This is a genomic window from Psychrobacter sp. UBA2769 (assembly GCF_002352555.1).
GTDB lineage: Bacteria > Pseudomonadota > Gammaproteobacteria > Pseudomonadales > Moraxellaceae > Psychrobacter > Psychrobacter maritimus.
Genome location: NZ_DEIR01000012.1, coordinates 120,565 through 147,519, shown reverse-complemented (window position 1 = coordinate 147,519; position 26,955 = coordinate 120,565). Strand labels below are relative to the sequence as shown.

Sequence of the window (26,955 nt, the reverse complement as noted above, 5' to 3'; positions counted from 1 at the left end):
AGCCACTAATATCCGTCAACCAGCCTAGACCCTGCTATCATTACCTCACTATAAAAACTCTTACCTTCCAAAGTATCTAGGAACCATAAATGCCCAGCCAAATCAATCAAGACGATATTAATAAAGCCGTATGGAATGCCTGTGACACCTTCCGTGGGGTCATTAGCGCCGATACCTATAAAGACTTCATCTTAACTATGTTGTTCCTAAAGTATTTGTCAGACGTCTATCGCGATGAGTACAACAAACTGGTTGAGCAGTTTGGCGACAACCCAGAACTGATCCATGCCATGATGTCCAAGCAGCGTTTTGTATTGCCTGAAGGCGCCAGCTTTTGGGATCTATACGAGCAGCGTCATCAGCCAGGCAACGGTCAACGTATTGATGAAGCGCTACATGCGATCGAGGAAGCCAACGGTACTAAGCTCAAAAACGTCTTCCAAGACATCAGTTTTAATACCGATAAACTGGGTCAAGAAAAGCAAAAGAACGAGCTACTACGCCACCTATTAGAAGATTTTGGCAAAGAGATCTTAAACCTAAGTGTAGAGCGTGTTGGTAGCCTCGATGTTATTGGTAATGCCTACGAGTTTTTGATTAAGCACTTTGCAGCTAGTAGTGGGGCAACAGCTGGCGAGTTCTATACGCCGCCTGAAGTGTCTAACTTACTAGCGACTATCCTTGAGCCTGTTGAGGGTGATGAAATCTGTGATCCTGCTTGCGGTTCAGGGTCACTACTCATTAAGTGCGGGGCAATGGTACGCAAAAACTCAAACTCTAAGAAGTATGCGCTATACGGTCAAGAAGCCATTGGCTCGACATGGGCACTGGCCAAGATGAATATGTTCCTACACGGTGAGGACAACCACCGTATCGAGTGGGGCGATACCATCCGTAATCCGCTGCTACTCGATAAAGACGGCAAGCACTTATTACAGTTCGATGTGGTGACGGCCAATCCGCCGTTTTCATTGGATAAATGGGGCCATGAGGATGCCAGTAGCGATCCCTATGGCCGCTTCCATCGCGGTGTGCCGCCCAAGACCAAAGGCGACTATGCCTTTATCAGTCATATGATCGAAACGCTCAAGCCTGCGACTGGCCGTATGGGTGTGGTCGTGCCGCATGGCGTGCTGTTCCGTGCGTCGAGTGAAGGCAAAATCCGTCAGCAACTGATAGAAGAAAACCTACTTGATACGGTAATTGGCTTACCGGAAAAGCTGTTCTTTGGCACGGGGATTCCAGCGGCTATTTTATTGTTTAAAAAGAACAAAACCGATCCTGTCAGTGGTAAAGTTGATGACTCCGTACTGTTTATCGATGCCAGTAATGAGTTTAAATCAGGTAAAAATCAAAACCAGCTGACTGAAGACAATATCGCTAAAATCATTGAGACGTACAAGGCGCGAGAGAGCGTGGATAAATATGCCTACCTAGCCAGCTTTGATGAAATTAAAGAAAACGACTTTAACCTCAATATTCCGCGTTATGTCGATACATTTGAAGAAGAGGCGGAGATTGATCTGGATGGGGTACGTTCTGAGCGTCTGGAGTTAAAGGCTGAATTGGATACGTTAGAGACTGAGATGGCAGGGTTTTTAAAGGAGTTGGGTTATGGTGCCTAGTGGGTGGAAAAAAGGCTTAGTTTCAGATTTAGCTGATACAGTCATGGGGTATGCGTTTAAAAGTAATGACTTTGTAAAAGAAGGAATACCTTTAGTACGAATGGGTAATTTATATCAAAATCAATTCCAACTTGATAGAAGCCCAATATATTTACCTGATGACTTCGTCATTGAATATAGAAAATTCTTGCTACAGTCAGGTGATTTAGTGATGTCAATGACTGGAACAATGGGTAAAAGAGACTATGGTTTTGCTGTAGAAATTCCTGAAAATACTCAGGATTGTTTGCTCAATCAACGCGTTTTAAAAATCGAACCAAGAAACAGCGACGCTAAAGGTTTTGTTCTAAATGTATTAAAAAGTGAGATTTTTCTATCAAAATTATATTCTTTGCCTGGTGGAACTAAGCAAGCTAATCTATCAGCTACTCAAATTAGAGAAATATCAGTTTTAATTCCACCTCTCCCAGAACAACAAAAAATCGCCAACATTCTATCCACTTGGGATAAAGCGATTAGCACCACCGAGCGTTTAATTGAGAATAGTACCCAGCAGAAAAAAGCCCTGATGCAGCAATTGCTGACGGGTAAGAAGCGGTTGCTTGATGAGTCGGGTAATCGGTTTGAGGGTGAGTGGGAGGAAGTGAGTTTAGGTGATATAAGTAAATATCAAAAAGGCTATACTTATAAATCTAGCGAGTATTCAGAGGATAAAACTAGTTACGGCTTTCTTACTTTGAAAAGTATTCTTAGAGGCGGAGGGTATAGTGCCTCTGGAATCAAATACCTGTTGGCTTCAGTAGATGAGAAATTTGCAGTTAAATCTGGAGACGTTGTATTCGCAGTAACGGATTTGACCAGAAACGCTGAAGTAGTTGGTGCTCCTATATTTGTCCCAGAGCTAGAATTTGAAAAAGCTTACATATCGATGGATTTAATTAAGCTAGAGATTAAACCTTCAGTAGATAAACTATTTATTTATTATTTATTGCAACTAGCTTCTAATCGAAACTTCATGAGAGCCAGAGCAAGTGGTTCAACAGTTTTGCATCTAGATGTTAAAGGTTCTAAAAAGCTTAAATTACGAATGCCTAAGTTAGTTATAGAGCAACAAAAAATTGCCATTGTGTTAACCAATGCCGATAAAGAGATTGAGTTGCTTGAGCAGCAATTGGCTGATTTGCAGCAAGAGAAAAAGGCGTTGATGCAGGTATTGTTGACGGGTAAGAAGCGGGTAAAAACCTAAAACTAGGATGTTGAATTATGTTAGAAGAAGATGTTCAGTATGATTACTCATTTGATGTACTTCTCGAACAGGTCTCGGAAGAGGACTTATTTGAAGATAAAACACACGAACGAGTAGCAGAAACTCTAAATAGTTTAATGACTACTACAAAAAACGGTTTAACTATTGGACTAGAAGGTAGTTGGGGTTCAGGTAAGTCTACTGTTATAAACATTCTAAGACAAAAGTTATTAACTAATGACAAGAAAGTCTTTTTCTTTGCTTTTGATGCATGGGCGCATGATGGCGATCCTCTTAGAAAGATCTTTTTGGAAAGTCTAATTACCTCCATAGATCCTAGTCAGGAGGATCAAAAGCTAAATGAACTCAAGAATGAAGTTAGTGCTCGCAAGAAAACTGTAAATATTACAACAGAAAAATCTGCTTCTAAGCTTGGAAAAATATTATCAATTAGTGCTGTGTTTATACCTGTTGGAGCGGCCTTGTTAACCGCTGTGCCATATGAAGATTTGCTATGGCCTTGGCACGATTCCGCAACGACAGTAAACCTAATATTATTGTTCGCTCTGATTTTTTCATCATTACCTCTAATGGCTTTATTCTTCTGGGGTGTATTTGGAGAAAAAGATTCTTCGACAGGTAAGATCAAGTGGGACTTTTTTGAATCCCAGTCAACTGAAAATTATACTCAAGATATTACTGAAGACGGTGAGAGAACTTCAATTGAATTTGAAAGATTTTTCAATGAGACTTTAAATTATTTGTTTGATACTGAATCTAGATATCAGTATGAACAGGCAGTGATTGTTATAGACAATTTAGATCGAGTCGATGCTGAATACGCTCAAACTATTTGGTCTACTCTTCAAACTTTTTTTCAACATAAAAGCTCTTCCCTTAATTCAAGCGATCATGAGTGGAAAAAGAAGCTTTGGTTTCTAATTCCTTTTGATAGAGAAGCTATTCAAAAAATTTGGCAAAGTGATAGTTTGGAAGGCAAAAAAAGTAATGTGATAGCTACTTCTTTTATGGAGAAATGCTTCCAAATAACAGTTGAGGTTTCTCCGTCTGTTATGTCTGCATGGATCGATTATTTCAAAAAATGCGTGGATAAATCGCTCTGTGGTTGGCCTGAGGAATTTAAAAAAGATTATATCGAAAGTTACATACAGTGTATGAGCAAATTAGATGATTCGCCTTCGCCTAGAAGAATTCACAATACAATAAATCGGGCTGGCATTTTAGCATTGCATTGGAAAGGTGAGTTTAGTGCAGAATCTTTATGTATATATAGTTTAGCCAAGCAGTCATTAACGGAGATCGAGTTTAGACGTGCCTTAATAAATGACGGTGTACCAGAGTCATTTCCGACCACTCAAAAAGTTAAAAAAGTAAAGGCTGAGCTTGCTGGTATTCTATTTGGAGTAGATGCATCTAAAGGTATGCAGTTACTTCTTGCTCCTGAAATTAAAACATCTCTTTTAAAAGGTGATGGCGAGCTACTTAAATCACTTGAGTCTACACACAAGGATGCTTTTTGGCTTGTCCTTAGAGCAAGTAGTGATGACTGGATCGTTAAAGAGATACATGATGATAAATATAAAATTGATTCAATAACAGCATTACATGATGCATTTATAGAAAATTATGATCAGCTTAGTCAATATATAGATAGAATTGAATATGCTATTCTGAACTCTTTTCAAGAACTGGACTTAGATACCTATAGTTTTTCAAAAGTAGTGATTTATCTATTTGAGATGTCTAATGATAAAAAGAGTTTATTAGAAAGCTGTAAACAACAGCTACAGTTGAGGTTGGACGCATTCATAAAGAAAGAAGAGTTCGGTGGAAATGAGCTAAAGCATTTGGAAGAACTAAAATTATTACTGGAGTCAGAAGGTGTTTCACTAAAGACGTTCCATTATTTTAATCTAGATTATGAGATGTGGAGTAAGTGGTTACAAGAGTGTGAATCTCAAAAAGTTAAAATGAAATCTGTACTTCCTAAGAAGAGTATATATAAAGAAATTATTGAAAAATGTGAGTTTGGAAATAACGCTTTAAATATGGCTTCCGTTGATATATTAAATAAAACTTATACGATTTCTAGCGATTACAGTCATTGGGATTCATTGATTCAATCCATTATTAATTGGCTTAATCTTCCTAGCCGAGACGCCGATGCCGAACCTATATATAAATTGATAATCAATTTATTACCGAGAATTAGCGAGAAAGAAGAGCTTTTATTAAAAGAGTGTATTACTGGTCAAGAATTTTGGCAGAGAGCAGTTTTATCTGAGATAGTTAATAATCCATCTCTACCTTTTCTAGTCGCTATCCTAGATATAGATTTTAGAGATAAAGAACATATATCGTCTTTCATCAAAGAGTATCTATCTGAAGAACTCAATGAAGAAATGGTTATATGGGCTTTTGAGTTGTTTGAAAAAACAAATAAATTAGATGTGATTTGGGAGCTTGCTAGAGATAAAGACAATATATTTGCGATACAGATTCTAGAGAAAATTGATAATGGAGCCTTGTTCTCTTGTGATGCTAGGTATGTTGATGAAATTAACTGGAGTTCCGAACTAATTTTAGAAAATACTATTATTAAACTTTGTGATAATGGTGCTATAAAAAATCTTGAAGATGGTATTAAGGAAGATCCACAGACTTATAGCAAGGTAATTTATCTAATAAATAAATACGGAAGTGATAGTGCAAAAGAAATGGTGATGTCTATATTGAATTCTTTTGACAGGAAAGAGTGGCTGAAAGCTTTTGAAAATGATAATGAGTTATTACTTTGTGTCCCAAATGATAGTTCTGCTTTCAGTATGGAGTGGTCTGATTACTTTAAGAAAATAGTTATAGGTGAGATAGAAGAGCCTGAATATAATATATTTAAGTCAAATTTTAATTTGAAAGATAAAGTTCTAGATTTAACAGATGTTCACCTTAGAGATATCACAAGAAAGTATTTTGAATTTCATGAAAAGGATTATCTAAGTGAAGAAAATTTCATGCTTATAGCTCCACTTATGAAGCCTTACATGAAAGATATACAACAATCTGATTATGAGATGAAGTTAAATAGCTGGATAGATAATGTGTACACTAAAAAATTAGAATGGTTTTTGAATGTTGATGTAAGTACACAGAATGAACCATTACAAATGCTTTTTGCTACCATCAAGAATAAAATGCAGTTGGAAGAGAATGAAACATCAAAAATCTATAGAAATTTAAATAAGAAATTAGATTTAGGTATAAGGGTAAGAAGGTCTAAGAATAGCAAAACCACTGAATCTAATCTAAAAGTTGTAAACGATGAATAATACACCCAACTTCCAAGAAGAATTTAGCTCAAAAATCCCTACCTTAACCTTGCTCACCACGCTGGGTTATCAGTTTATTCCGCCGAATGAATGCAACGCCATGCGCTCAAAAGTTGCTTCAAACAAAGCCACCAACCAAGTGGTGTTATTGCCTATCATGCGTGCATTTTTAGCCGAGCAAACTTTTACGTTTGAAGGTCAGGCGCATCCTTTATCAGACAGCGCTATTGATAAAATCATGCACGAGCTAAACCCTGCTATGAACTTAGGGTTGCAGGCAGCAAACGAGGCGCTATATAACGCTATGCTTTATGGCGTGACCGTGACTGAGTTTATCGACGGTAAAAAAACTTCGCAAACCATTAGTTTGATCGATTGGAATAACATCGACAATAATAGCTTTCACGTTACCGAAGAGCTGGTCGTACTCAATAGCGAGGGCACGAGTAGCCGTAGACCTGATGTTGTTTGCTTTGTGAATGGTCTACCGCTGGCAGTCATCGAAGCCAAACGCCCTGACTCCAGTAGAGAGTGGCAATCTACCAATGCCCAAGCAGTGTCCCAGCATATCCGTAATCAAAAGCAAAAAGAAATACCGCATCTATTTGCCTATAGCCAGTTATTGCTAGCAGTTAATGGCAATGACGGTCTGTATGCCACTTGCGGTACGCCTGAGAAGTTTTGGGCAAAATGGGTGGAAGAAGAGATCTCTGAGCCTGAGTTTCATCGTTTAAAGAACCAAGCGCTCAGTCCTAAGCAAATTGAGAATTTGTTTGGTGATCGTCCTACCTCTATTAAAGAGGAGTATCAGTCACTAGTTGATGGTGGTGATTTAGTCGTCACCGACCAAGACCGCTTAATCATCAGTCTTTTGCAGCCTGAGCGTTTGCTTGAAATGACGCGCATGTTTACCTTGTTTGATAAAAAGGCTGGCAAAATTGTTGCTCGTTATCAGCAAGTTTTTGGTATCAAAGCCCTGATTGAACGTATTAGCACCTTTGACGAGAAGGGCAGTCGTGAGGGTGGAGTGATTTGGCATACTACAGGCAGTGGTAAATCTTTCACTATGGTATTTTTCTCCAAGGCGCTCATTTGGTTAGAAGCGCTGGCGAAGTGCCGTGTTATTGTCGTCACCGACCGTGTTGATCTTGAGACCCAGCTTAGTAAAACCTTTGCTTCTGGTGGTATGCTTAGTGATCGCGACAAAACGGATGCGATGGCAACTTCTGGTCGCCGTCTAGCGCAGCAGATTGGGCAGGGTAATGAGCGGGTTATTTTCTCAATTATTAATAAGTTTGGTTCAGCCGTTAAATATGATGAGTGCTATAACGACAGCCCCAATATCATCGTCATGGTCGATGAAGGTCACCGTAGCCAAAATGGTGAGAATAATATTCGCATGGCGCAAGCCTTGCCAAATGCTGCCTTTATCGCCTTTACGGGTACGCCCTTGCTAAAGGACGATAAGACCGAAAACAAATTCGGCAGCATCATTCACTCCTACACCATGCAGCAAGCCGTCAAAGATAAAACCGTCACCCCATTGCTCTACGAAGAGCGTATCCCTGAGCTGAATACCAACGATCAAGCCATCGATGCATGGTTTGATCGTATTACCCAAAAGCTCACCAATGATCAAAAAACCGACCTAAAACGTAAGTTCTCCCAAAAAGGTCAAATCTATCAGGTTGAAGGTCGTATTGAGCTGATTGCTCATGATATATCTGATCACTTTCAAAACTTTAAACAGCAGCACCTAAAAGGTCAATTGGCTTGTGATTCTAAAGCCTCAGCTATCCGCTACAAGATCGCTTTGGATAAGATTGGCAAAGTGACCTCTGTGGTTGCCATGTCACCGCCTGACACTCGTGAGGGGCATGACACCGTCGATGGCGAATCAAAAGACATCGTTCAGAACTGGTGGCAAGATAATGTCGCCAAAGAGTACGGCGGTGATGAAAAAGCGTACACCAAAGCCATTATAGAAGCCTTTAGTCAGGACGATGGTCCTGACATTATGATCGTCGTCGATAAGCTATTGACGGGCTTTGATGAGCCAAAAAATACCGTACTGTATATTGATAAGCCACTAAAACAGCACAACCTGATTCAGGCGATTGCGCGGGTTAACCGCTTGCATGAGAAGAAGCGCTTTGGTTATCTGATTGATTATCGTGGCATCTTAAAAGAGCTGGATATCACCATTGAAAAATACCAAGACTTAGCAGAACGTACGCAAGGCGGCTTTGATATCGAAGACCTTAAGGGTCTGTATAACGCGATGGATACCGAATACAAACAGCTACCAAGATTGCATAGCGTGTTGTGGGCGATCTTCTCATCGGTAAAAAACAAGCAAGATGGGCAAGCGTTAAGGCAGGTGCTGGCGCCAAAGATGCAGGAGATCGACGGCAGAGTAGTCGATACCAGGCTTAAAGAGCGTGACGACTTTTATGCTGCCTTGACCGCATTTTCTAACGCTATGAAAATTGCGTTGCAATCGGCGTCTTTCTTTGCAGATAAATCATTCGATAGTAAACGTGATCGCTATAAGCAGGATTTAAAAGCCTTTATTAACCTACGTAAGCAAGTCCGTGAAGATGCAGATGAAACCATCGACTATGATGAATATGAAGCAGATATTCGCAGCTTGCTTGATAAGCATATCGCAGGCCTTGAAGTTCGCGAAGCAAAAGGGGCTTACTTGGTCGGCAACTTAGGTAAGAATGTTAAGCCCGAAGCGCTCAGTGATAATGAAGCACGCAACCAAACCGATAAAATCACTGGTCGTGTCACTAAGATGATTGAGCAAGATTTGGCTGATGATCCTTATGCGCAAGAGTACTTCTCTAAACTACTTAAGCAAGCGATTGCTGATGCCAAGGCGATGTTTGATGCACCTGTAAAGCAGTACATGATGTTTGCTGACTTTGAGCAAGCAGTAAAAGACCGTGCTGTTGCTGATGTGCCGAATGCGTTTATCGATGATAATGGTAAATTAAATAAGCATGCTCAGGCTTATTTTGGTTTGTTTAAGCTTTTATTTGACGCTGGTGGTGATAATGATAGCTTAGCGGATAAAGAGCTAGATAATGACAAGATGGTCGCTTACGCCTTTGAGATTGATGAAGTAGTCAAAACCAATGTGGCGGAATATTCCATCAATGCCAGTGAAATTGAAAATGCGATTAATAGACGATTATTGCCAATGTTGTTTGCTGACTTAGGTATCGATAAAGCGCAGCAGCTCATTGAAGCCGTGCTAAAGATCACCCGACTTGGGCTGTCGAGAGAGACAAGTAGCCCACGAGCAGCAAGAGGATAGTAGGCAATGACTGAGAATGGTGACTTTTATTATGGTCAAGATAAGATTCATTATGAAGTAGTGCGTAAAGAAGCAACTTATAAAGAAAAGACAGGCAAATCTAAAAGCGATAAGCTAATTGTTGAAAAGACCAAACCTCGCAAACCCCGAAAAGTGGTCATCAAGGTACATCCTGATCAGCGTGTGGTTGCTACCGCGCCTGTCGATGCTACCGATGAGGTGATACACGATGCGATGATGAAGCGTGCTCGTTGGATATGGCAAAGCCTACAAGACTTTGCCAAGCAAAAAGACCATGTATTGCCTAAGCGTTATGTTAGCGGTGAAACCCAGTTTTATCTGGGTCGTCGTTATGTGTTAAAAGTGATAACAGATGCAAAAACTAACGATAGAATAAACAGCACTGTGAAGCTTAGTCGCGGTAAGTTGAATGTAGAATTGTCTCAAAGTGATTCTGAATTAGACTCTGAAAAACAAGCAGTTCTCGTGAAAAGCTTGATTGGTAAATGGTATAAAGATAAATTTAGGTCGATCTCTAAAGAGAGGCTTGAAGCCTTGCTATATAAGGCCTCGTGGGTCGAGAGTAGTCCCTCAATAAAATTAATGACCATGAAAAAGCAATGGGGGAGCTGCTCAATTAAAGGCAATTTAATATTAAATCCTCATTTGATAAAAGCCCCAAAGGAGTGCATTGATTACGTGATATTGCATGAGCTGTGTCATATAGCTGAGCATAACCATAGCGAGAACTTTTGGCGCTTACTAACTCAAGTAATGCCGAACTGGAAAGAGGTGAAGGCTAGGCTCGACGGGATGGCTGAGCTTTACTTGAATGAGTGGAATTTGGAGCTAGGTAGTTTAAGATGATTTTTTGGAAAAGTATCAGCCTCCGATATACCCGAGGCGCTTCACTTAATTACTCTATGTAATGGTTGAGTTAAAAAGGTGGTATTCACAAAAATTCGAGGTTTTCAATGCTTAAACAACATCGACAAGCACTAGTAGTTGAAGGTGGTGGAATGCGTGGTGCATTTACCAGTGGTGTCTTAGACGCATTTTTACAACAACAATTTAATCCTTTTGATCTTTGTGTGGGGGTGTCCTCAGGCTCAACGAACGTTGCTAACTATTTAGCTGCACAACGAGGTCGCACCCTGCAGATTTACTTAGATCATTCACTTCGACCTGAATTTATCCATTATGGTCGTTTCCTTAAAGGCGGGGACTTACTGGATCTAAAGTGGATGTGGGATGTGGTGGAACAAGAGCATCCACTAAATCAGGCACAATTATTTGCCAGTCATGCTGAGTTTTACATGGTGCTAACACATGCTATTTCAGGTGAAGCTAACTATATTAAAGCCTGTAAAGACAATATTTTGGATGGATTAAGAGCATCAAGTTCTATTCCAGTGCTAACTCGACAAGCGGTCGAGATATTTGGCGAACCTTATTTCGATGGTGGTGTAGCTGATGCTTTGCCTGTGCATTGGGCCGCTCAACAAGATCGTGTTGCTAAGCTAATGGTAATACGTACTCGCCCTCAAAATTACTATAAAGCAGGTCGCAAAGGCGATCAGCTGTTGGCTAAATATTTTTCTAAGCAACGATATGGTTTTGCCCAAAGCTTATTAACACGAACCCAACGTTATAATGATGCGGTGCAATTTTTACATTCTGCATCACCACAGAAGTTTTTAGAAGTTTGCCCACCCGACTTGAAAAATATGGCAGGTCGATTATCTAAAGATAAAGCTAAAATCCGTTATAGCTATGATGTAGGACTAGAAACTGGGTACAAAGCGATTGAAGATTGGCATAAACTTTAATGATAATTCCGTTAATAAATCAGAATGCTTAAAATTAGACATTAACTGTTAAATAATGCAGCTTAATTCTATTGGATAAGTATCTTATGGTTGAGATATTTGCCGTTCAGTCATTAGCCCATGCTATATCTAACAGTGATATAGACTATACCACTGTTGGCACCTCTTGTTGTTTTAAGCCAATCGTTCTCAGTCTTCCTTGGTCATCAACTTCTTTAATAACCAACAACCATTCCTCATTAATCGCAACCGTATCGCCTGCTACGGGTGCCATCTTTAAGCTATCCTTAATGTATTCAGCAACCGTTTGTTCCCACATGTTTTTCGTGTTCAGGGTATCTTCTAGAGATTCGGATTTCATCCTATCGGTAAAGAATGGCACATCTTTAAGTTTGACACTCGGCGATAGCATCCAATCGCCATAAAAATCATCGATGGCTCTACGGTCTAACGTCGTGTCATTAAAAACATCCGCAATCTGACCGGCATAATCGCCACTCATGGCATACCAAACGCTATCGCCAAATTTAAGCTTGGTGTCTTCATTAATCGCTAAAATTTGCTGACCGCGCACCAAGGCAAAAACACGGATTTCCTCAGGGCTGATGCGCGTAGAGATGTCCCTTGGATGACGACCAATTGCAAACGCACCTAACTTTACTTCAAATTCATACAACGTAATGCTTGCTCTATCTGACACCCACACTTCATGCTCTTCTTTTGGGCCCTTATTGTTAGGAATACGCACCTTAAACAGATTGGCCATAAAAGGAATGGTCGTCCCTTGTAATACTAATGATAAAACTACCACACCAAAAGCAATATCAAATAGCATAAAGGCATTATCTACCCCTGCAATCACTGGCAACATGGCAAGGGTAATAGGTACCGCACCGCGTAAACCAACCCAAGAGATGAAACCGATCTCTTTGTTTTTAAACTTAAAAGGTAAAACACTGGTATAGACTGCAATAGGACGAGCCACTAAAATCATAAAGGTAGCAATGGCCACTGAATAAGGCCAAACTTCAAGAACGTTCGATGGTGTGACCAATAAACCCAATACGACGAATAACACCGCTTGCGACAACCACGCAAAGCTGTCCATTACGCGCATGACATGCTCAGTTGAGCGTACCTTATGGTTGCCAATCAGAATACCCGTGACAAAGACGGCTAAAAAGCCACTTCCGCCTAGTAAGTTGGTGGCAGCAAACACTGCTAAGCCAGCCGATAATATCAAGATGGCATACATGCCTTCTGCCAAGTGTATTTTGGGTAATAACCGAGAGAGGAAGTACCCGAAGAACAAGCCCATTCCTAGACCAAAGCTAAGCTGCTGTAATAGCAGCCCTAAAAAGCCTAGCGCTGTCTGCCCAGCGGGGTCGACATTTAAAGCAATTAATCCTGTGACTAATAAAATCGCTAACGGGTCGTTGGCGCCAGACTCAAGTTCCAAAGTTGCTTGGACGCGGTCGTTAAGCTTAACACCGCCATTACGCAGCAGTGAAAACACCGCTGCCGCATCGGTAGAACCAACGATTGCCGCTAGCAATAGCCCAAAGCGCCAATCGACATCAAGCAGCCACGTGACGAATACACCTAGTATCATTACGGTCGCAAGTACGCCCCAAGTAGCTAGCGTAATTGCTGGTTTTAGTCCAACTCGAAACGATTTAAAAGAAGTACGCAGTCCACCGTCTAGCAAAATACAAGCCAATGCCGCCTGCCCGACAAAATTGGCTATTGCATATTGAGAAAACTCAATACCCAAGATACCCTCTTCACCAGCCAGCATCCCAACGACCAAAAATAATAGCAAAAGAGGTACACCCAAACGTGCTGATAAAGTGCTCGCCATAATACTGGCAAAAATTAACACTGCTCCTACGAGATACACGATATTTAAGGTATCCATCTTTTATTAAGCCCTATTTTATAAGTTATGATGAGTTGGGAGTTGGGAGTTGGGTTGTTGCGATAGCGGTAGTTTAGTTTTGCTGGGGACAGCGCATAGTGTTCTAATACCAAAGCTTATTTAATTAGAACGGAAACATTATTTATCCCTTGCTTTCAAGCAGTTAGTTATGGTTTTAAAGCATTCCTTAAGAATAACATCTAGAATCAAATCTAGAGTACTTATTTTTGAGTAGATCTCTTAAAAAGGCCATTAAGAATGAACTGTCCTGAGATGGTCGGAGACTTAACATTCTGAGTCAGGCAGCTAAGCCTGATAGATTTTTATTGAATAACCTGCCTATTCAAATGAGCCACCCCGATATTGATATTGAGCTATGCTGAAAAGACCGTAGAGATGAACTTGGTAGACTAAGCATCATAACAGGCGTTTATCATGCATAAAAAAATCAGGGCCTACAGAAACTACCTTAAAGCTCAAGCAGTTAAACAGATAGTAGACAATAATGGCAATATCTCAGCAACTGCAAAGCCGCTTGGCAGAACACTCTCTTCATATAGTAAGCTCATCGTCACCTATCCAATCAGGTCCTATTTCAACCTTAATATCCCGTGCATTAATTGGTTCATGGCATTCTGAACATACCGTTACGGAATGCATTATTTGGCCGCACTTATTGTGTCTATGTAGCAGCGGCGCACCCCGTTCATCAGCCATGTGTTTGTCTCCCCAGCTAACCAATGCTAAAACGATTGAATGCAAATCTAAACCACGCTCTGTCAATCGATATTCCTCGCGCAGTGGTTGCTGTTGATAGGCTACTTTTTTCAGAACGTCAAATTCAACCAGCTTACGAAGCCGGTCAGACAAGACATGACGTGTGATGCCTAAGCGTTTCTCAAATATATCAAAACGTCTGACACCTAAAAAACAGTCACGTAAAATCATTAGCGTCCAACGATCACCAATGACTGCCAAAGTGCGAGCTACTGAGCAAGGCTGTTTATCAAGTTCATCCCAACGCATATGTTACCTCCTACATGTGTGAGTAATAGATTAGCTTGACAGTCTCTGAAAAGAAAGCTATATTTTTGTTAGTTCTAAAAAGGAACCTATAAGGAAATAGAGATGTATAGAGCACCCGTAGCAGTTGTAATTGGCGCAGGCGATGCCACCGGCAGCGCTGTTGCGAGACGTTTTGCAAGAGAAGGTTTTACCTTATGCGTGACCAGAAGGAGTGTCGACAAACTTAGCTCGCTAGTCAGTGATATTGAAGCCGCTGGTGGAATAGCAAAGCCATTTGGTTGTGATGCGCGTGTAGAGCAAGAGATGGTTGAGCTGTTTACCCATATTGAACAAGACATTGGGCCGATTGAAGTGGTGGTATTTAACATTGGTGCGAACGTCCATTTTTCCATTGTAGACACCACAGAAAGAGTCTACCGAAAAGTATGGGAAATGGCAGCGCTATCTGGATTTCTCACAGGTAGAGAGGCGGCAAAAGCAATGCTTCCCCGTGGAAAGGGTACGATTATTTTCACTGGCGCGACGGCTTCTTTACGAGGTAGTAAAGGTTTTTCTGCTTTTGCTGGTGCTAAATTTGCTTTACGGGCTTTGGCGCAAAGTATGGCTCGAGAGTTAGGGCCAAAAGGTATACATGTGGCGCACCCTATCATTGATGGTGCCATTGATACCGCCTTTATTCGCGACAATTTTCCTGAGCGCTATGCACTTAAAGACCACGACGGGATCTTAAATCCTGAGCATATCGCTGAGCAGTATTGGCAATTGCATTGTCAACCGAGAGACAGCTGGACGCATGAGCTTGATCTACGCCCATGGTTAGAGACTTTTTAGAAACTTTTTAATATATTTTGTCAGGAGTACTTTGAGATGAGTAAAAAAGTAGAGTTTTTCTTTGATGTAGGCAGCCCAGCCAGTTATTTGGCATGGACACAATTAGAGAGTATTGCACAGCGCACCAACGCTAAAATCATTTGGCGGCCTATGCTGCTTGGTGCTGTCTTTCAAGCCACTGGTAATGCGTCACCAGCTGCGGTTCCTGCTAAAGGTGCTTATATGCTCAAAGACCTTAAGCGTTTTTCAAATATTTATGGGGTGCCGTTTAACTTCAATCCATTTTTCCCGTTGAATACGATGCATTTAATGAGAGGTGCGACCGCTTACTTGGAAGAACCTGAGTTCCAGACTTATTTAGCAGCCATTTTCAACGCTTTATGGTCTGAACAGCTAAACATGGAGTCACCCGAGGTTGTGGCTGAAGTTTTGACCAAAGCAGGCATTGACGTGACTGATTTTATGGCACGTATTAGTGAGACTGAGGTCAAGGAGCGTTTGAAAGATACCACTGAAGAAGCTGTGGCACGAGGTGTTTTTGGTGCGCCTAGTTTCTTCGTGAACGGTGAGATGTTTTTTGGTCAAGATCGCTTAAGTTTCGTTGAGGTTGCTTTAAAAGAGTGGCCTTAATTAGCAACGGTATAGCATGAATTGAAAGCGTTTAGACTGAGCTCTTTCCTAATGATGACAGAGACCAATAAGAATATTAGTTATAATTGTAAATTGATTGAATAAACACTTTTGTGGTGTACTGTATGGGTTAATGAACTATGATTGTATTTTGGTAAATATCTTCATCTGTTACTAATAAACGGGTCATATCATGAAAAAAGAGACGCTGACAGGTTTGTCTATTATTACATTTGCAGCATTTTATATTTGGATTCAAAGCGACAGTAACTCATTTTATGAAGAAAAAGACACTGAACTCGAACAAGCTCGCAAAACATCAAAGATTGCACTGCTAACGAAGTGCCAAGAAACGACAAAACCTATGCTTAAAAACCTTAAGTCTATGGAGATTAACCGCAAAAATACAGACTACAGACTATTAAATAACGGTAATTTCAAAGTTACAACGCATTACTACGCTAAAAATAGCGTGGATACTACTCCTCTGGTTGTGGTCGATTGCCTATTCGATAAAGATGGTAATTTACTAGAGACCATTCCAGATTCTGTGTAACTGTCATTTAGCTTATAGCAATACTGAACCGCCCCGAGTTTATCGGAGGCCGATTTAATTGAGTCAGGTAGCAATGCCTGACAGGATCAAACTATAATAATACCGCTTTCAAACTCAAAAGGCGATACATAGCCCAATGCACTGTGTATACGCTTTTTATTGAACCGATCTACCCAATTCAATGTCGCAAGTTGTACATTCGCTAAACCTTGCCAATCTGCTTTTAAATATTCAATTACCTCTGTTTTGTATAACCTATTCCCTGTTTCAGCCAAAGCATTATCAAGGCCTGGTTATATATTTTTTCTTATGTTATCAAGCCAAGCTTGCATACTTGGTGTAAGCAAGCGATGACGACGCCAAGCCATGACAAGCTCCCATTTTAACTGAGGTTGGGTTAGTGGCAAGCAGACTAATCCTGTTAAATCCAACTTTTGAGTATAATATTGAGGCAAAAGAGTCACACCCATATCCTGTTTTACCATGTCAAGAAGCAAGTGCCACTGATTGGTTTGGCAAATAATATTAGGTTCAAAACCTAGTGATTGACAGTTTTCTATAATCATTGGAGTAAATGATGAATTGGAGGTAAATAAAATTAGGGGTGCATTTGATAGTGACTTAAGTGTTACCTTGGTTTTTCGCTTACCCATACGGTTTTTATTTGCTACGACCACCACTGGATAGCAACATATCGACGAGTAGTCAAAATCATCGTCAATCGGCTTCATCAATGTTGCCACATCAAGTTGCCCCTCTAGAAGGGCCTGCTTAAGTGACTCAGCACCATCTTCGATAAGTGAGGTTTCTATACTAGGATGCATTTGGTAAAAGTTAAAAATAGCTTTGCTTAGTATTTCACTGCCTAACGGTGAAATCCCCAGACGCAACTTACCACCTATTAATTGCTGATAATCTACTACTGTTTGTTCAAGATTATCTGCCTTTTGTAAGATATCCATTGCTTGAATATAGAGGTTTTCGCCAATTTCCGTTAAATTAACTCGCCGCTTTTTATGAGTTAAAGGCTTATCAAACAGAGCTACGCCTAAATGTTCTTCAAGATTACTGATGGATTTGGTAACGGTAGGTTGGGTTAAATTGAGTTGAATACTGGCTTGAAGAAACCCACCTGTTTTTACGACTGTCACAAAGCAGCGTAATTGTTTCAAAGTTATCATAAATAATAAACCACAGTTAGGAAGGATAATGAAATTTATTATAGAAATTAGGAATAAAAATAAAAATATAATTCATAATTTATGACTGTAGTGTTCTTATAATAAGTGGTCTCTAATTAACAAACAACAACTATTATGCGTAATCTTAATATTCGCTTACTCCTCTCTTTTGTAGCTAAAAAAAAACTTACACTTCAAAAGTTTTACCGTCAACCCTTGCTTCATGTCCTTATGCAATGCGCTATTATCGCAGCTGTCTGGTATTGTGCTGCGATATTGGTTGAGTTATTGCATTTACCCGTATCCTCAGGCGTCTTAGGAGTGCTTTTAATGCTGATCTTATTAATGAGTGGTGCTATTAAGGTTAACTGGGTCAGATTGGGTGCAAAATTTGTTTTGGGTGAATTAGTATTAATGTTTATCCCGCTTATGATGTCAATACTTCAGTATAAGGCGCTGTTTGTCAGTCAGGGATGGCAATTAATGCTGACAATTATCTTGAGTACCGCGATGGTGATGTTAAGCTCAGCATTAACTTTTATCATGGGGCGCCGTTTGCAACGTAGATTGTATCGTCATCAGATACATAAAGCCCAATTAAACCTAAAAAATGATAATAATGCGTGAGTATTTGCGATGAATACTTGGTCAATCCTTTGTCTCATTTGGACATTAGCTGCTTATTATATGGCTAAAGTAATCTATGTGCGCTATCGAAAATCTTGGCTAAACCCTGCTATGACGGTTCCAGTAATAACGCTTTCATTAATGATTATTTTTAATATTTCTTATGATACTTACTGGAAGGATACAGCTTGGATTGTGCAGTTACTTGCCCCCGCAACGGTTGCGTTTGCTATACCTATTTATGAGTATCGTCGTTTAATACGTCAACATGCTTTGGCTTTGACCGCTTCTATAACTGTTGGGATGGTGGTGGGAGTCTTAAGCATATATATATTCGCTGGCTTGTTCCATTTTGATAGGACCTTGACCTATAGCTTGATGGCCCGTTCAATATCGACACCATTTGCGTTAGACTTATCTGAAAAAATTCACGGATCTTCCTCTTTAGTTTCATTGTTTACTTTGATTACAGGGATGGTGGGAATGATTTTAGGGGATATGATCTTGACTTTTTTTCGTATTCGCTCCCATCTTGCAAATGGAATCGCATTTGGTAATGCATCACACGGTTTTGGTACAGCCCGGGCAAGTCAGCGCAATGAGGATGAGGGCGTTATAGCCAGTTTAACAATGATTTTAGCGGGATTATTTATGGTATTCTTAGGCCCTTCATTAATACATGGCGTAATGTTATTTGGGCAAGTTTAAATAAATATATATATAGACCCTAATCCATATTAAGAGTAGATATGATAACAGCCATTATCACTAACAGATAAACAATAAAAAAACGTATAAATTTCCGTTTTTATTCTAAAGTTAATTCGACTTTCACTAAATGTAATGAGCTTTATTTCTTTTAAACTTCAACCTATTAACTTATATTATTTGAATATCAGATAAAATGAATGACTATTTTTTGAGGATACGAGTGTTTATGAGTTATTGAATCGGGATTTTCTAAATCATCATTTTAAATCCCTTAACAAATCATTATTTTTCTTGTAACAACAAATAAGATAGAGGATTTCTTTACTCACACTGAGATTCTAACCATTTACATAGTTTAATAATATCATCCTGATTATTCTTTAATTCCTTGTAAACGAAGTAAAATTTATCCCCTGTTAGTAGTTCATGCATTGGGATTCTAACGAGTTTCTGCTTATAAGATGGATCTAGTATCATATAGTTGTTAACGAGGGTAACTCCCAGATTATACCGTGCGGCTTCTATCGCTAGTAGTACATGACTAAAATGATTTATCTTTATATCCTTCGGTAACTCAAATCCGCCTGCCTTACACCACCGCAGCCAATCCTCCGCTGTATTCTCACTTATATCTGTATACCTCACGGATAATATTGGATGCCGCCACAATGTATCAGGAAGTGGTTTATCTCTTATTTTCTCCCAAAGCTTTTGACCACAAACAGGATATAAAGTTTCAGAAAATAAAAACTTACTGATGAAAGCATGTGGAGGGGGATTGACGGTAATATAACAATCGGCCCTTTGCTCATTATGATCAGACGGATGATTAACCATATCTAAAGTGAGTTCTATTTCTGGATACTGTCTATAGAAGTCTTCTAATCGAGGGATCAACCAATTTACTGCGACTGAACTGTACAGAGCTAAGCGTATATGCCCAGGTTTTCCATGCTTAATAATCTGACTACTATCTGAAAGAAGACCCAAAGCGCCACTCACATCTGTGAAATAACGCTCACCAACCTCTGTTAACGAAAAGGTCCGGCCTTGCCTGTAAAACATTGCTTCCCCAAGATACTTCTCAAGGATTCGTATTTGGTGACTCACGGCACTTTGTGTCACATTGAGGCTCTCTGCTGCTTTTGAAAAGCTGTTAAGCCGTGCAACGGATTCGAAGCACTGTATGGCACGCAATGGGGGCAAATCCATTATTACCTCAGCTAATACTAAGTATGTTTTATATCATTATACATCATAGCGTTACTTGAATATACTGCCTGACAGATCGTTAAATCAGCATGAACCCATTGGGGTTTTAACAGTTTCTGAATTTAAAGTAGGGCGGGGAGGATAAGAATGCCAAAGATAAGTGTTGCATTTGCCATGACGCTATTGGTACTAGGAAATATCATTGCGGTCTTCTCGGACGCCTTGATAAAGGACTTGCCCTCTGAGACGGCGGTATATCAATTTATCCTATTTCGTCAATTAACAGCGGTTTTAATGCTGTTGCCATTTTGTTTACTCTATAAAAAGAGCAAGTTATTCAGTAATATGAAATGGCACTTTGTTCGTAGTCACGTGTGGTTGTTAGGTGTGATATTCATGGTACTGTCTCTTCAAGTATTACCTCTCGCGACTGCGAACGCCATTTTTTATGCCGCCCCTTTATTTATATTGCCGCTAGGGTTTTTATTTTATAAAGACAGATTAACCTTTCCAACTATAGCGGTATCTATGTTAGGTTTTGCTGGTATCCTCGTTATTGTACAACCAAAACAGATCAATTTAGGGGCGGTTTTTGCGCTTATAGTAGCGGTAACCATGGCGATAAACAATCTCTTAGTTCGTAAACTTCCACAAAATCATTCTGTCTATCAAACGCTACTTTTGACCAATTTATTTGGAATACCGTTCGCGCTTGGGTTGGCTATTTGGGAGGGACAGCCATTTGACTGGCGCTCATTGATTACGGCTGCCAGTTCAAATGTATTTATTTTGATTTATGCGGGTATATGCGTACAGGTGTACCGACATATTGAAGCGTACAAAGTCTCTAGTGCGGAATACTCAGGTTTAATAGGGGCGGTGGTGGTCGGAATCATATGGTTTAATGAAGTGCCAAATATGACTTTTTTAGTAGGGTCTGCGTTAATTGTTATACCTTTGATTTGGCTTGCTACTCTTGAATCTATGAGGTTTAGACAAAAGATTGGGTAGGATAATTGTATGTCATAAAGCTAAAAGCTTTCTTTAAAAATCCCTCAGACTGGTGTTTGAGCGTGAGGATTTTAATTGAATGGACTGAGCTTATAGCCAGTCTAAAGCGTTTTTATCAGCGTTGCTAGAGAACGCAGGGTAATCATCCCCACAATAAAACACTTACCAAATAGAATAACGCTTCCTTATTTAGCTTCTGTATCGGCGTAAAGCCGCCATTGCCCATGTTTGGGCGTTCATTATTGTAATGGTATAACCAATTTACTGCTTGTTCGCGTATTTGCTCTAGGTTATCAAACAGTTCTTGATTTAATCAATCATAGCGCATCGTTCTGTTAAAACGCTCCACATAAGCATTTTGCTGTAGATTGCGAGATTCAATCTAAATTAAGATGATGACTTGATCGAAAGCCCAGTTTCTGAGCGCACTACTAAGATATTCAGGGCCATTGTCACATCTTATTTGCACGGGCTTACCCTCATATTCAATAAGCTGGTTTAAGCTACGTATGACTTTTTGGATTAGTAGTGAGAAATAAATCTTAAAGACGGCGTTCTGTAATGGCATAATAAAACTGGACAGCGTATAAGAGATACTATCCTAAAAAAGCCAAATCAAGTGCTAATTAGATCAACTCTTGCTTGGTAAGGCTGCTGATGTTTAACCACGCCGAAACAAATATGCACAAGCTTACGCATAACTGCGCAGAAAGCCTGCATTTTACACTTACCGTTAGCAAGCAGTCGCTTATACTGCGTCTTAATGTCAGGATTATGCTTAATGGCGACTAGCGCCGGCATATACAGTTTTGCTCTGATATCACTTGAGCCATTCTTTGCTAAGCGAGACTTGCCCTTAAATAGCCCTGATTCAGTATAACTGTAAATGTTGGCTTTGAAGAATTTGGTTCAGTATAACTGTAAATGTTGGCTTTGAAGAATTTGGTTCAGTAACTTTGAGACTTGATTGGCAGGCAGTTAGTAGAAGTGCAAATAAAAGATAGCCAACTGATTTAATAAGCCTAAAGAAATTATTCCGGAATATGTGGGGTTAAAAAACGCACTAAGACAGTGATTATTAAGAGTATTACAAGAAGGTATTGGTATTTTATAAATCGTTCTGGGCTAAATAAACACAGCACAGATACTATAAAAATTCCTATAAGTTCAATCAAATTAGATAAACTTTGAGAGCCAAATCCTAGCCCAGTTAATACGACCCACAAAAATGATGGTAAGAATACTAGGCTAAATTTTTTCAATGGTTTGTCCATAGGTTAGGCTTAATAATATAGGTAATAGAAAAACATCCAAGTTGACTGACTTTTACAAAGTGTAAGATTGTAAAGAATGCGATGTTTGGTTAAAGATTTTTTTAACTAAAAAGAGACTTAATTTAAAAAATATTGAGAGCATCCTACATTTTGTGTAATTATTGATGAAAGCCACATGGCTGTTACACAGAATATAGGATGCTCTCCATTATTAAGCTTATATACCTATAGAATAGATACTTCTAGCCAATATGGGGGTGTTTTTCCTTTAGAAGCTTGAGAACGTGGCTGAAGAATACGTAATTCATATTTACCTGAATATGGAAGCGTGTAATAACCTTGGTCATCCAGCTCAGGGGCGTACTCTCCTACGTTAACAGAGTCTGCTAAATTCTTATGGAATAAATAAGAATCTACATTCCCTCCCGTTGTTTTAACAGAAAGCTTTTGGTTCTTTTTGGCATAAAATGTATAGGAATCGTACTTAATACCCTTTAATTTCCCATAATAGTTAGCTGAACTAGCGCCTTTTTTAAATTGAACATCAACAGTTTTAGCCACTGCATCTGAAGAGGCGGCCATTACTGTAGGGCTTACCATTAGAACAGGAAGCGCAATTAGAATAGCAGCAGTTAAATTTTTCATATTTTAAACACTCAAGCAGTAAAAAAAACGATTTTATCTTATTGCACACTGTCAACCTTTATAGATATGTTATATTAGTATTACTAATATAGAGAGTGCGTTGGTAAGTTACTGAATAAGGCTGCCCGTAATGGATAGTATTAATTAATGCCCTAGCTTCTAGTTCTACCGCAAACCTACCTATGGTAGTAAAAACCTGAATTTCATCACGTAAACAAAGAGAACACTGCTAAATAGTAGTGTTCTCTTATTATATTAAAGGAAAAATTATGCGTTCTTTGCTTCTAACGACAATGTGCTTAACGGGCAGCTTAGCTCTAGTGGCTTGTAGTAACCATCGTGCCGACACCACGGATCTGAGTAAGCAGCCTACAATAGAAGCGCCGGTAGCGTCAGGGGCATTTACTGCTTTTGGAAACAAAGGAAAAATTTGGCGAATAGTGATTGAAGGAAATGAGCTAAGTATAGAGGCAAATTTCTTAAAGCCAACGACAGCAACAGTTACCGTGGTGGGTTCTGGTTCTGTCAATACTGAAGGTGTCGAATACGCGAGTACTGTCAATGGACAGCCTATTGTTGTGAATATAAAAAATAACCTTTGTATCGATGACAATGGCTATCAAAATGAATTTACTGCAATATTAACTTACGCAGGCAAAGCATATCAGGGTTGTGCCGTTGCCGGTGCAATAGAAATTGCGCCCACATAGCAGATAAGCCCAAGCGGTAGCCAATGTATACCCATGAGAGTAATTACATTGCATCGTTGTAGGCATGAAAAAGTTGTCAAAATAACTAATCACGCGCTTTCACGGGTTCGGTTTCCTAGTGAGGACGAACCTTCAGCTTCAGGCTAATGATATCGCGGTTTTGAGTTGTTGTGATAACTGTGGTGTACTTCATGATGTACTTACCATGCATATTCTATTCGAGATCGGTGCGCTATACAGGCATCGAACTGCCAGTATTGTATGTGAGGCTAACAACTATGAAGTCGATTGTCGCAGCATAGTTATCGCTCAATGACACAAATAGGATAACCGCTTGGGTTTCTGCCACCGCCTAGATCCAAGCAAATATCATCGTAATAAAATTCATGGGCTTTGATGCCTAGCCAAAATGCAAAAATAGCATTGACAGCAATGATTATTATCATCTTATTATTCATATAGAGATCCTAGGTAAACAAATAACTATAACGATATTTATTTGGATATATCTTATACGAATTAGAAATTAATAGAGCTGTAGCGTGTTCTCATGTTTTATTTTTTGTAAGGTAGTTCAAATAGGGAACCATCTGTTTCATCCTTCAACCCCATTAATATAGTAGAATTACTTTAAAATCGATACAGTGCGACTGGGATGAATTTTTCGTAGCCTCTGTGATAACAGCAAGCAAGGAAAATTTATACCAGTCGCACATAGCTATAACGTATCGCTTTTATTTTGAACTGACTATAGACCACTTAAAATAGACTGCTATCATGGAACTAATCAAAATAGACTGGGTACATTCGGACATTAAATGGTAAATCAACTGTTCATTATCTATAATAATAAGTGAGCTTATCAATTTAAGAATAGGTGGCCATTTGATTGGGAATAGCCAATATTTTATTTTATAAATAGCTGGTTTATAAGGATTTATACGCGACGTAAGAAGGCGTTATTTACGGAAATAGGCACTCTATTACTACGTAGCTGTGTTAAAAGAGGGGTATTTACCACCTTCAATTTCGATCCATTATATCCACTTAATATGCCTTTTGATTTTTATCTAAAGGTATCACAACGTCATATAAAAATCGATTTAATGCAGTAAAGCTTGATAATAACCATTATGTTGCATTCATAATCGCTTTTCTGCAAAATGGCTTATCTATAATCGCTTGAGCCACTCATGATGAATAACCACACGTCAGACCCTATTGGCGCAGCATGGCTTATCCGCGATGCCAGAATCAATCTGGTTTCTCCTTTATATGTCAGCAGTAGTATCGGTGGGCGCAGGCAAACCTATAAAGACGGTGATGTCATCCATAACGCTTATCAGGAAACTGCGCGGCCACTGGACACTATCGTTGCGCACTTACAGTTCCACATGCGTCATGAAGTACTGAGTTTAGAGTTACTGACTCGTTTGTTTGAGCAGATAGGGGCTAATGACGTACAAGCATGGGTAAACGCTGAGCCCACAGGCAGCTATGCCCGTAGAATGGCTTTCTTGTATGAATGGCTTATGGGTCAGCAGTTAGCAGTACCGAGTAATTTAGGCGGTAACTATGTGGACGCTTTAGATGCTAAGAAGCAGGTTACTTCAAGCCCTGCGCATGTCATAAAGAATGCTCGTTGGCGTATCAATGACAATCTTGCAGGAACCCGTCATTTCTGTCCTCAACTGGTGAAAACAGAGGCCTTTACGCAAGCCGCTGCACTCGATATTGCCACGATGGTTGACAAACTTAACGATGAGTTTGGACAAGACTTACTGATGCGCGCCTCCGTATGGATGACACTGAGAGAAAGTAAGGCCAGCTTTACCATAGAGGGAGAAGGGAAAGAGTTAAAACGTATTGAACGTTTTGCAGATGTGATGGCACGGCGCACAGGTAAGGGTGAGCTATGCTGAAGAAACTGTAGAACCTATAGTGTAACTTTTAAGACTGAAGCCATCAAAAAAATAGCAGAAAACAACTAAAATGTTTCAGCGACGGCAAAGTAGCTAGGCAGCTCAGGATGAATGAGATACCTTAAATATAGAAATAGGAAATGAAGCACTGCTTCGCCCCGACGCAAGATAAGAGCTATGCTCGAATGAGACCACCGTGTACTTCGCAAATCACAGTTAGTGAAATACGCCTTTATTAAAGATAACCAGTCCCTCTTCAGCATTACTACTATTTATAGTGTCGATAAAGGATTGTATGAGCTGCTTTTGAATAGCTTTGATGTCATCAAAGCTATTCATGCTACCAGCCATTTGCCCGGCCAGTTTTTTAATGTCAGATTGAGTAGTCATTGCTTATTCTCCTGTTAGTGTATTATAAGCAGTTACATTCCCTTTAGGAGAGGCTCAAAATAGCTAAATCAACTTGTTTTAGGCGCAATTTCAACAGTATATTATTGATTCAATTTTCTGTAATCATCACAGCCATCCTAATCTGCACTAACACATTTTTATAGTGGCCGCGCTAAACCAAAAGGCTCTAAGCGATCTGGGGATGGCGCTTAGAGCCTTTTAGAAATCATTAGACATGGGTGTTAACTTATTTATCAGTTCGACTTACTGTAATATTAATCATCATTATCAGCTGCTTCTACTTGGCTACGAATAATCTTACCAGTCATGCTATCGACAACCACTTTATGTACTTGAGTGCCTTTAATAATCTCAATCTTATAGGCAGGTTTGCCAAAATCCATATCAAACCCTGCTTCAATGACTTTTCCTTTCACACTTTGGTTCGCTTTTTGTATTGCTTGGTTCAAACTGGTCTTAGACTTTTTCATCGCGTTATATTCTGCTATATCTTCTTTATCAAGTTTCTCTTGCTTATTGCTTAAAACCTTACCGCTATTGGCATCTATTTTTACTTTATATTCAGTATTATTAGCGATAGTCTTAACCTCGTAATTGCCACCTGCTGAATGGTCATTTTGATCAAAGTCAGCGCTAACAACATCACCTTTAATGGTTTTTTTAGCAATAACAATGGCTTGCTCAAGACTGACCTTGCTTTGTGCCGCTGCTACAGCCTTACTGACTTCGGTTCTTGTAGTGGTGCTTTGCCCTACAGCGATAGCAGCGGTGCTAACACCTGCAATACTAAGTACCATAATGATAGATTTGCTTAGAGTTGATAAGTTTTTCATGATGTTATCCTTTGTCTTTGAGTGTTTTTTATGACAGATGGGTTGTGCCATCTACTGTATTTATAATTTCAGTATAGGGAAGAAA

General features: G+C 39.6%; 22 protein-coding genes and 4 pseudogenes. 15 read left to right on the top strand and 11 right to left on the bottom strand.

What is annotated here, in order from left to right; translation table 11 throughout:
• Positions 1-89: 89 nt before the first annotated feature.
• The 6 genes from B3Q63_RS05385 to B3Q63_RS05360 all read left to right on the top strand — a co-directional run bounded on the left by B3Q63_RS05385 (position 90) and on the right by B3Q63_RS05360 (position 11,372).
• The gene (locus tag B3Q63_RS05385) at positions 90-1,625 is read left to right on the top strand and encodes a type I restriction-modification system subunit M (protein ID WP_296174594.1); all 1,536 of its coding nucleotides are present in this window, start codon (positions 90-92) and stop codon (positions 1,623-1,625) included.
• Positions 1,615-2,871, top strand: coding sequence for a restriction endonuclease subunit S (locus B3Q63_RS05380; protein ID WP_296174591.1), 1,257 nt, complete (start codon positions 1,615-1,617; stop codon positions 2,869-2,871). Before B3Q63_RS05385 ends, B3Q63_RS05380 begins: the two co-directional genes overlap by 11 nt.
• 17 nt (positions 2,872-2,888) lie before the next feature.
• Positions 2,889-6,218 (top strand): P-loop NTPase fold protein, encoded by a 3,330-nt coding sequence (locus tag B3Q63_RS05375; protein WP_296174586.1) that lies wholly within the window; start codon positions 2,889-2,891, stop codon positions 6,216-6,218.
• Positions 6,211-9,543 (top strand): type I restriction endonuclease subunit R, encoded by a 3,333-nt coding sequence (locus B3Q63_RS05370; protein WP_296174583.1) that lies wholly within the window; start codon positions 6,211-6,213, stop codon positions 9,541-9,543. Before B3Q63_RS05375 ends, B3Q63_RS05370 begins: the two co-directional genes overlap by 8 nt.
• A 6-nt stretch (positions 9,544-9,549) precedes the next feature.
• Positions 9,550-10,410 carry a M48 family metallopeptidase gene (locus tag B3Q63_RS05365; protein WP_296174581.1) on the top strand — a complete coding sequence of 287 codons (861 nt, stop codon included), beginning with the start codon at positions 9,550-9,552 and terminating at the stop codon, positions 10,408-10,410.
• 107 nt (positions 10,411-10,517) lie between these two features.
• Positions 10,518-11,372, top strand: a complete 855-nt coding sequence (locus tag B3Q63_RS05360) for a patatin-like phospholipase family protein (RefSeq protein WP_296174578.1) — start codon at positions 10,518-10,520, stop codon at positions 11,370-11,372.
• A 145-nt stretch (positions 11,373-11,517) separates the two neighbouring features.
• Here the strand turns inward: B3Q63_RS05360 and B3Q63_RS05355 are convergent, their stop codons facing one another.
• A complete protein-coding gene (locus B3Q63_RS05355; RefSeq protein ID WP_296174575.1) occupies positions 11,518-13,290 on the bottom strand; it encodes a potassium/proton antiporter in 1,773 nt (590 codons plus the stop codon).
• 435 nt (positions 13,291-13,725) lie between these two features.
• Between B3Q63_RS05355 and B3Q63_RS13085 the strand changes: the two are divergent.
• Positions 13,726-13,848, top strand: a pseudogene (locus B3Q63_RS13085) (IS3 family transposase); the annotation flags it as partial.
• On the opposite strand, the gene B3Q63_RS05350 reads toward B3Q63_RS13085, so the two are convergent.
• Complete coding sequence (locus B3Q63_RS05350) at positions 13,843-14,316, bottom strand: winged helix-turn-helix transcriptional regulator (RefSeq protein WP_201563759.1); 474 nt, start codon at positions 14,314-14,316, stop codon at positions 13,843-13,845. The pseudogene B3Q63_RS13085 and the gene B3Q63_RS05350 sit on opposite strands and share 6 nt — an antisense overlap.
• Before the next feature lie 102 nt (positions 14,317-14,418).
• Here B3Q63_RS05350 and B3Q63_RS05345 point away from each other — a divergent pair, with 102 nt between their 5' ends.
• The 3 genes from B3Q63_RS05345 to B3Q63_RS05335 all read left to right on the top strand — a co-directional run bounded on the left by B3Q63_RS05345 (position 14,419) and on the right by B3Q63_RS05335 (position 16,333).
• Positions 14,419-15,147: an SDR family oxidoreductase gene (locus B3Q63_RS05345; RefSeq protein ID WP_201563757.1), complete on the top strand. Its 729-nt coding sequence runs from the start codon at positions 14,419-14,421 to the stop codon at positions 15,145-15,147.
• Positions 15,148-15,183: 36 nt separating this feature from the next.
• Positions 15,184-15,777: a 2-hydroxychromene-2-carboxylate isomerase gene (locus B3Q63_RS05340; RefSeq protein WP_201563755.1), complete on the top strand. Its 594-nt coding sequence runs from the start codon at positions 15,184-15,186 to the stop codon at positions 15,775-15,777.
• 193 nt (positions 15,778-15,970) lie between these two features.
• Positions 15,971-16,333, top strand: a complete 363-nt coding sequence (locus B3Q63_RS05335; RefSeq protein ID WP_201563753.1) for a hypothetical protein — start codon at positions 15,971-15,973, stop codon at positions 16,331-16,333.
• 86 nt (positions 16,334-16,419) lie between these two features.
• Here B3Q63_RS05335 and B3Q63_RS05330 read toward each other — a convergent pair.
• Together B3Q63_RS05330 and B3Q63_RS05325 are read right to left on the bottom strand one after the other, a co-directional pair.
• Positions 16,420-16,617: pseudogene (locus tag B3Q63_RS05330) on the bottom strand (integrase core domain-containing protein); the annotation flags it as partial.
• Positions 16,618-16,626: 9 nt separating this feature from the next.
• Positions 16,627-17,514 (bottom strand): LysR family transcriptional regulator, encoded by an 888-nt coding sequence (locus B3Q63_RS05325; protein WP_296174563.1) that lies wholly within the window; start codon positions 17,512-17,514, stop codon positions 16,627-16,629.
• A gap of 135 nt (positions 17,515-17,649) precedes the next feature.
• Between B3Q63_RS05325 and B3Q63_RS05320 the strand changes: the two genes are divergently transcribed.
• Together B3Q63_RS05320 and B3Q63_RS05315 are read left to right on the top strand one after the other, a co-directional pair.
• Positions 17,650-18,141 carry a CidA/LrgA family protein gene (locus B3Q63_RS05320; protein ID WP_296174562.1) on the top strand — a complete coding sequence of 164 codons (492 nt, stop codon included), beginning with the start codon at positions 17,650-17,652 and terminating at the stop codon, positions 18,139-18,141.
• Between the two features lie 9 nt (positions 18,142-18,150).
• Positions 18,151-18,849 carry an LrgB family protein gene (locus tag B3Q63_RS05315; RefSeq protein ID WP_296174559.1) on the top strand — a complete coding sequence of 233 codons (699 nt, stop codon included), beginning with the start codon at positions 18,151-18,153 and terminating at the stop codon, positions 18,847-18,849.
• Between the two features lie 324 nt (positions 18,850-19,173).
• On the opposite strand, the gene B3Q63_RS05310 is transcribed toward B3Q63_RS05315, so the two are convergent.
• Positions 19,174-20,064 carry a LysR substrate-binding domain-containing protein gene (locus B3Q63_RS05310; protein ID WP_296174557.1) on the bottom strand — a complete coding sequence of 297 codons (891 nt, stop codon included), beginning with the start codon at positions 20,062-20,064 and terminating at the stop codon, positions 19,174-19,176.
• A 147-nt stretch (positions 20,065-20,211) separates the two neighbouring features.
• Here B3Q63_RS05310 and B3Q63_RS05305 point away from each other — a divergent pair, with 147 nt between their 5' ends.
• Entirely contained in the window at positions 20,212-21,075 is an 864-nt protein-coding gene (locus B3Q63_RS05305; RefSeq protein WP_296174555.1) for a DMT family transporter, read from the top strand.
• Between the two features lie 142 nt (positions 21,076-21,217).
• On the opposite strand, the pseudogene B3Q63_RS05300 reads toward B3Q63_RS05305, so the two are convergent.
• The 3 genes and pseudogenes from B3Q63_RS05300 to B3Q63_RS05290 form a co-directional block, all read right to left on the bottom strand.
• Positions 21,218-21,619 (bottom strand): annotated as a pseudogene (locus B3Q63_RS05300) (integrase core domain-containing protein); the annotation flags it as partial.
• Between the two features lie 71 nt (positions 21,620-21,690).
• The gene (locus tag B3Q63_RS05295; RefSeq protein WP_201563805.1) at positions 21,691-21,963 is read right to left on the bottom strand and encodes a transposase; all 273 of its coding nucleotides are present in this window, start codon (positions 21,961-21,963) and stop codon (positions 21,691-21,693) included.
• A 611-nt stretch (positions 21,964-22,574) separates the two neighbouring features.
• Positions 22,575-22,994, bottom strand: a complete 420-nt coding sequence (locus B3Q63_RS05290; RefSeq protein ID WP_201563742.1) for a PPC domain-containing protein — start codon at positions 22,992-22,994, stop codon at positions 22,575-22,577.
• A 269-nt stretch (positions 22,995-23,263) separates the two neighbouring features.
• On the opposite strand from B3Q63_RS05290, the gene B3Q63_RS05285 reads away from it, so the two are divergent.
• Entirely contained in the window at positions 23,264-23,704 is a 441-nt protein-coding gene (locus B3Q63_RS05285; RefSeq protein WP_110817436.1) for a hypothetical protein, read from the top strand.
• A gap of 302 nt (positions 23,705-24,006) precedes the next feature.
• On the opposite strand, the gene B3Q63_RS05280 is transcribed toward B3Q63_RS05285, so the two are convergent.
• Positions 24,007-24,162 carry a hypothetical protein gene (locus B3Q63_RS05280; protein ID WP_201563740.1) on the bottom strand — a complete coding sequence of 52 codons (156 nt, stop codon included), beginning with the start codon at positions 24,160-24,162 and terminating at the stop codon, positions 24,007-24,009.
• A gap of 735 nt (positions 24,163-24,897) precedes the next feature.
• On the opposite strand from B3Q63_RS05280, the gene B3Q63_RS05275 reads away from it, so the two are divergent.
• The gene (locus B3Q63_RS05275) at positions 24,898-25,626 is read left to right on the top strand and encodes a hypothetical protein (protein WP_227671006.1); all 729 of its coding nucleotides are present in this window, start codon (positions 24,898-24,900) and stop codon (positions 25,624-25,626) included.
• Positions 25,627-25,872: 246 nt separating this feature from the next.
• On the opposite strand, the pseudogene B3Q63_RS05270 reads toward B3Q63_RS05275, so the two are convergent.
• Positions 25,873-26,016, bottom strand: a pseudogene (locus B3Q63_RS05270) (IS256 family transposase); the annotation flags it as partial.
• Positions 26,017-26,291: 275 nt separating this feature from the next.
• On the bottom strand, positions 26,292-26,870 hold the full coding sequence (locus tag B3Q63_RS05265) for a PepSY domain-containing protein (RefSeq protein WP_296174546.1): 579 nt from the start codon (positions 26,868-26,870) through the stop codon (positions 26,292-26,294).
• Positions 26,871-26,955: the final 85 nt, after the last annotated feature.

Excerpts from the sequence above, each read along its gene's own strand:
- B3Q63_RS05385 (WP_296174594.1), top strand. The coding sequence starts at position 90 with ATGCCCAGCCAAATCAATCAAGACGATATTAATAAAGCCGTATGGAAT.
- B3Q63_RS05380 (WP_296174591.1), top strand. The coding sequence starts at position 1,615 with ATGGTGCCTAGTGGGTGGAAAAAAGGCTTAGTTTCAGATTTAGCTGAT.
- B3Q63_RS05375 (WP_296174586.1), top strand. The coding sequence starts at position 2,889 with ATGTTAGAAGAAGATGTTCAGTATGATTACTCATTTGATGTACTTCTC.
- B3Q63_RS05370 (WP_296174583.1), top strand. The coding sequence starts at position 6,211 with ATGAATAATACACCCAACTTCCAAGAAGAATTTAGCTCAAAAATCCCT.
- B3Q63_RS05365 (WP_296174581.1), top strand. The coding sequence starts at position 9,550 with ATGACTGAGAATGGTGACTTTTATTATGGTCAAGATAAGATTCATTAT.
- B3Q63_RS05360 (WP_296174578.1), top strand. The coding sequence starts at position 10,518 with ATGCTTAAACAACATCGACAAGCACTAGTAGTTGAAGGTGGTGGAATG.
- B3Q63_RS05355 (WP_296174575.1), bottom strand. The coding sequence starts at position 13,290 with ATGGATACCTTAAATATCGTGTATCTCGTAGGAGCAGTGTTAATTTTT.
- B3Q63_RS05350 (WP_201563759.1), bottom strand. The coding sequence starts at position 14,316 with ATGCGTTGGGATGAACTTGATAAACAGCCTTGCTCAGTAGCTCGCACT.
- B3Q63_RS05345 (WP_201563757.1), top strand. The coding sequence starts at position 14,419 with ATGTATAGAGCACCCGTAGCAGTTGTAATTGGCGCAGGCGATGCCACC.
- B3Q63_RS05340 (WP_201563755.1), top strand. The coding sequence starts at position 15,184 with ATGAGTAAAAAAGTAGAGTTTTTCTTTGATGTAGGCAGCCCAGCCAGT.
- B3Q63_RS05335 (WP_201563753.1), top strand. The coding sequence starts at position 15,971 with ATGAAAAAAGAGACGCTGACAGGTTTGTCTATTATTACATTTGCAGCA.
- B3Q63_RS05325 (WP_296174563.1), bottom strand. The coding sequence starts at position 17,514 with ATGATAACTTTGAAACAATTACGCTGCTTTGTGACAGTCGTAAAAACA.
- B3Q63_RS05320 (WP_296174562.1), top strand. The coding sequence starts at position 17,650 with ATGCGTAATCTTAATATTCGCTTACTCCTCTCTTTTGTAGCTAAAAAA.
- B3Q63_RS05315 (WP_296174559.1), top strand. The coding sequence starts at position 18,151 with ATGAATACTTGGTCAATCCTTTGTCTCATTTGGACATTAGCTGCTTAT.
- B3Q63_RS05310 (WP_296174557.1), bottom strand. The coding sequence starts at position 20,064 with ATGGATTTGCCCCCATTGCGTGCCATACAGTGCTTCGAATCCGTTGCA.
- B3Q63_RS05305 (WP_296174555.1), top strand. The coding sequence starts at position 20,212 with ATGCCAAAGATAAGTGTTGCATTTGCCATGACGCTATTGGTACTAGGA.
- B3Q63_RS05290 (WP_201563742.1), bottom strand. The coding sequence starts at position 22,994 with ATGAAAAATTTAACTGCTGCTATTCTAATTGCGCTTCCTGTTCTAATG.
- B3Q63_RS05285 (WP_110817436.1), top strand. The coding sequence starts at position 23,264 with ATGCGTTCTTTGCTTCTAACGACAATGTGCTTAACGGGCAGCTTAGCT.
- B3Q63_RS05280 (WP_201563740.1), bottom strand. The coding sequence starts at position 24,162 with ATGAATAATAAGATGATAATAATCATTGCTGTCAATGCTATTTTTGCA.
- B3Q63_RS05275 (WP_227671006.1), top strand. The coding sequence starts at position 24,898 with ATGATGAATAACCACACGTCAGACCCTATTGGCGCAGCATGGCTTATC.
- B3Q63_RS05265 (WP_296174546.1), bottom strand. The coding sequence starts at position 26,870 with ATGAAAAACTTATCAACTCTAAGCAAATCTATCATTATGGTACTTAGT.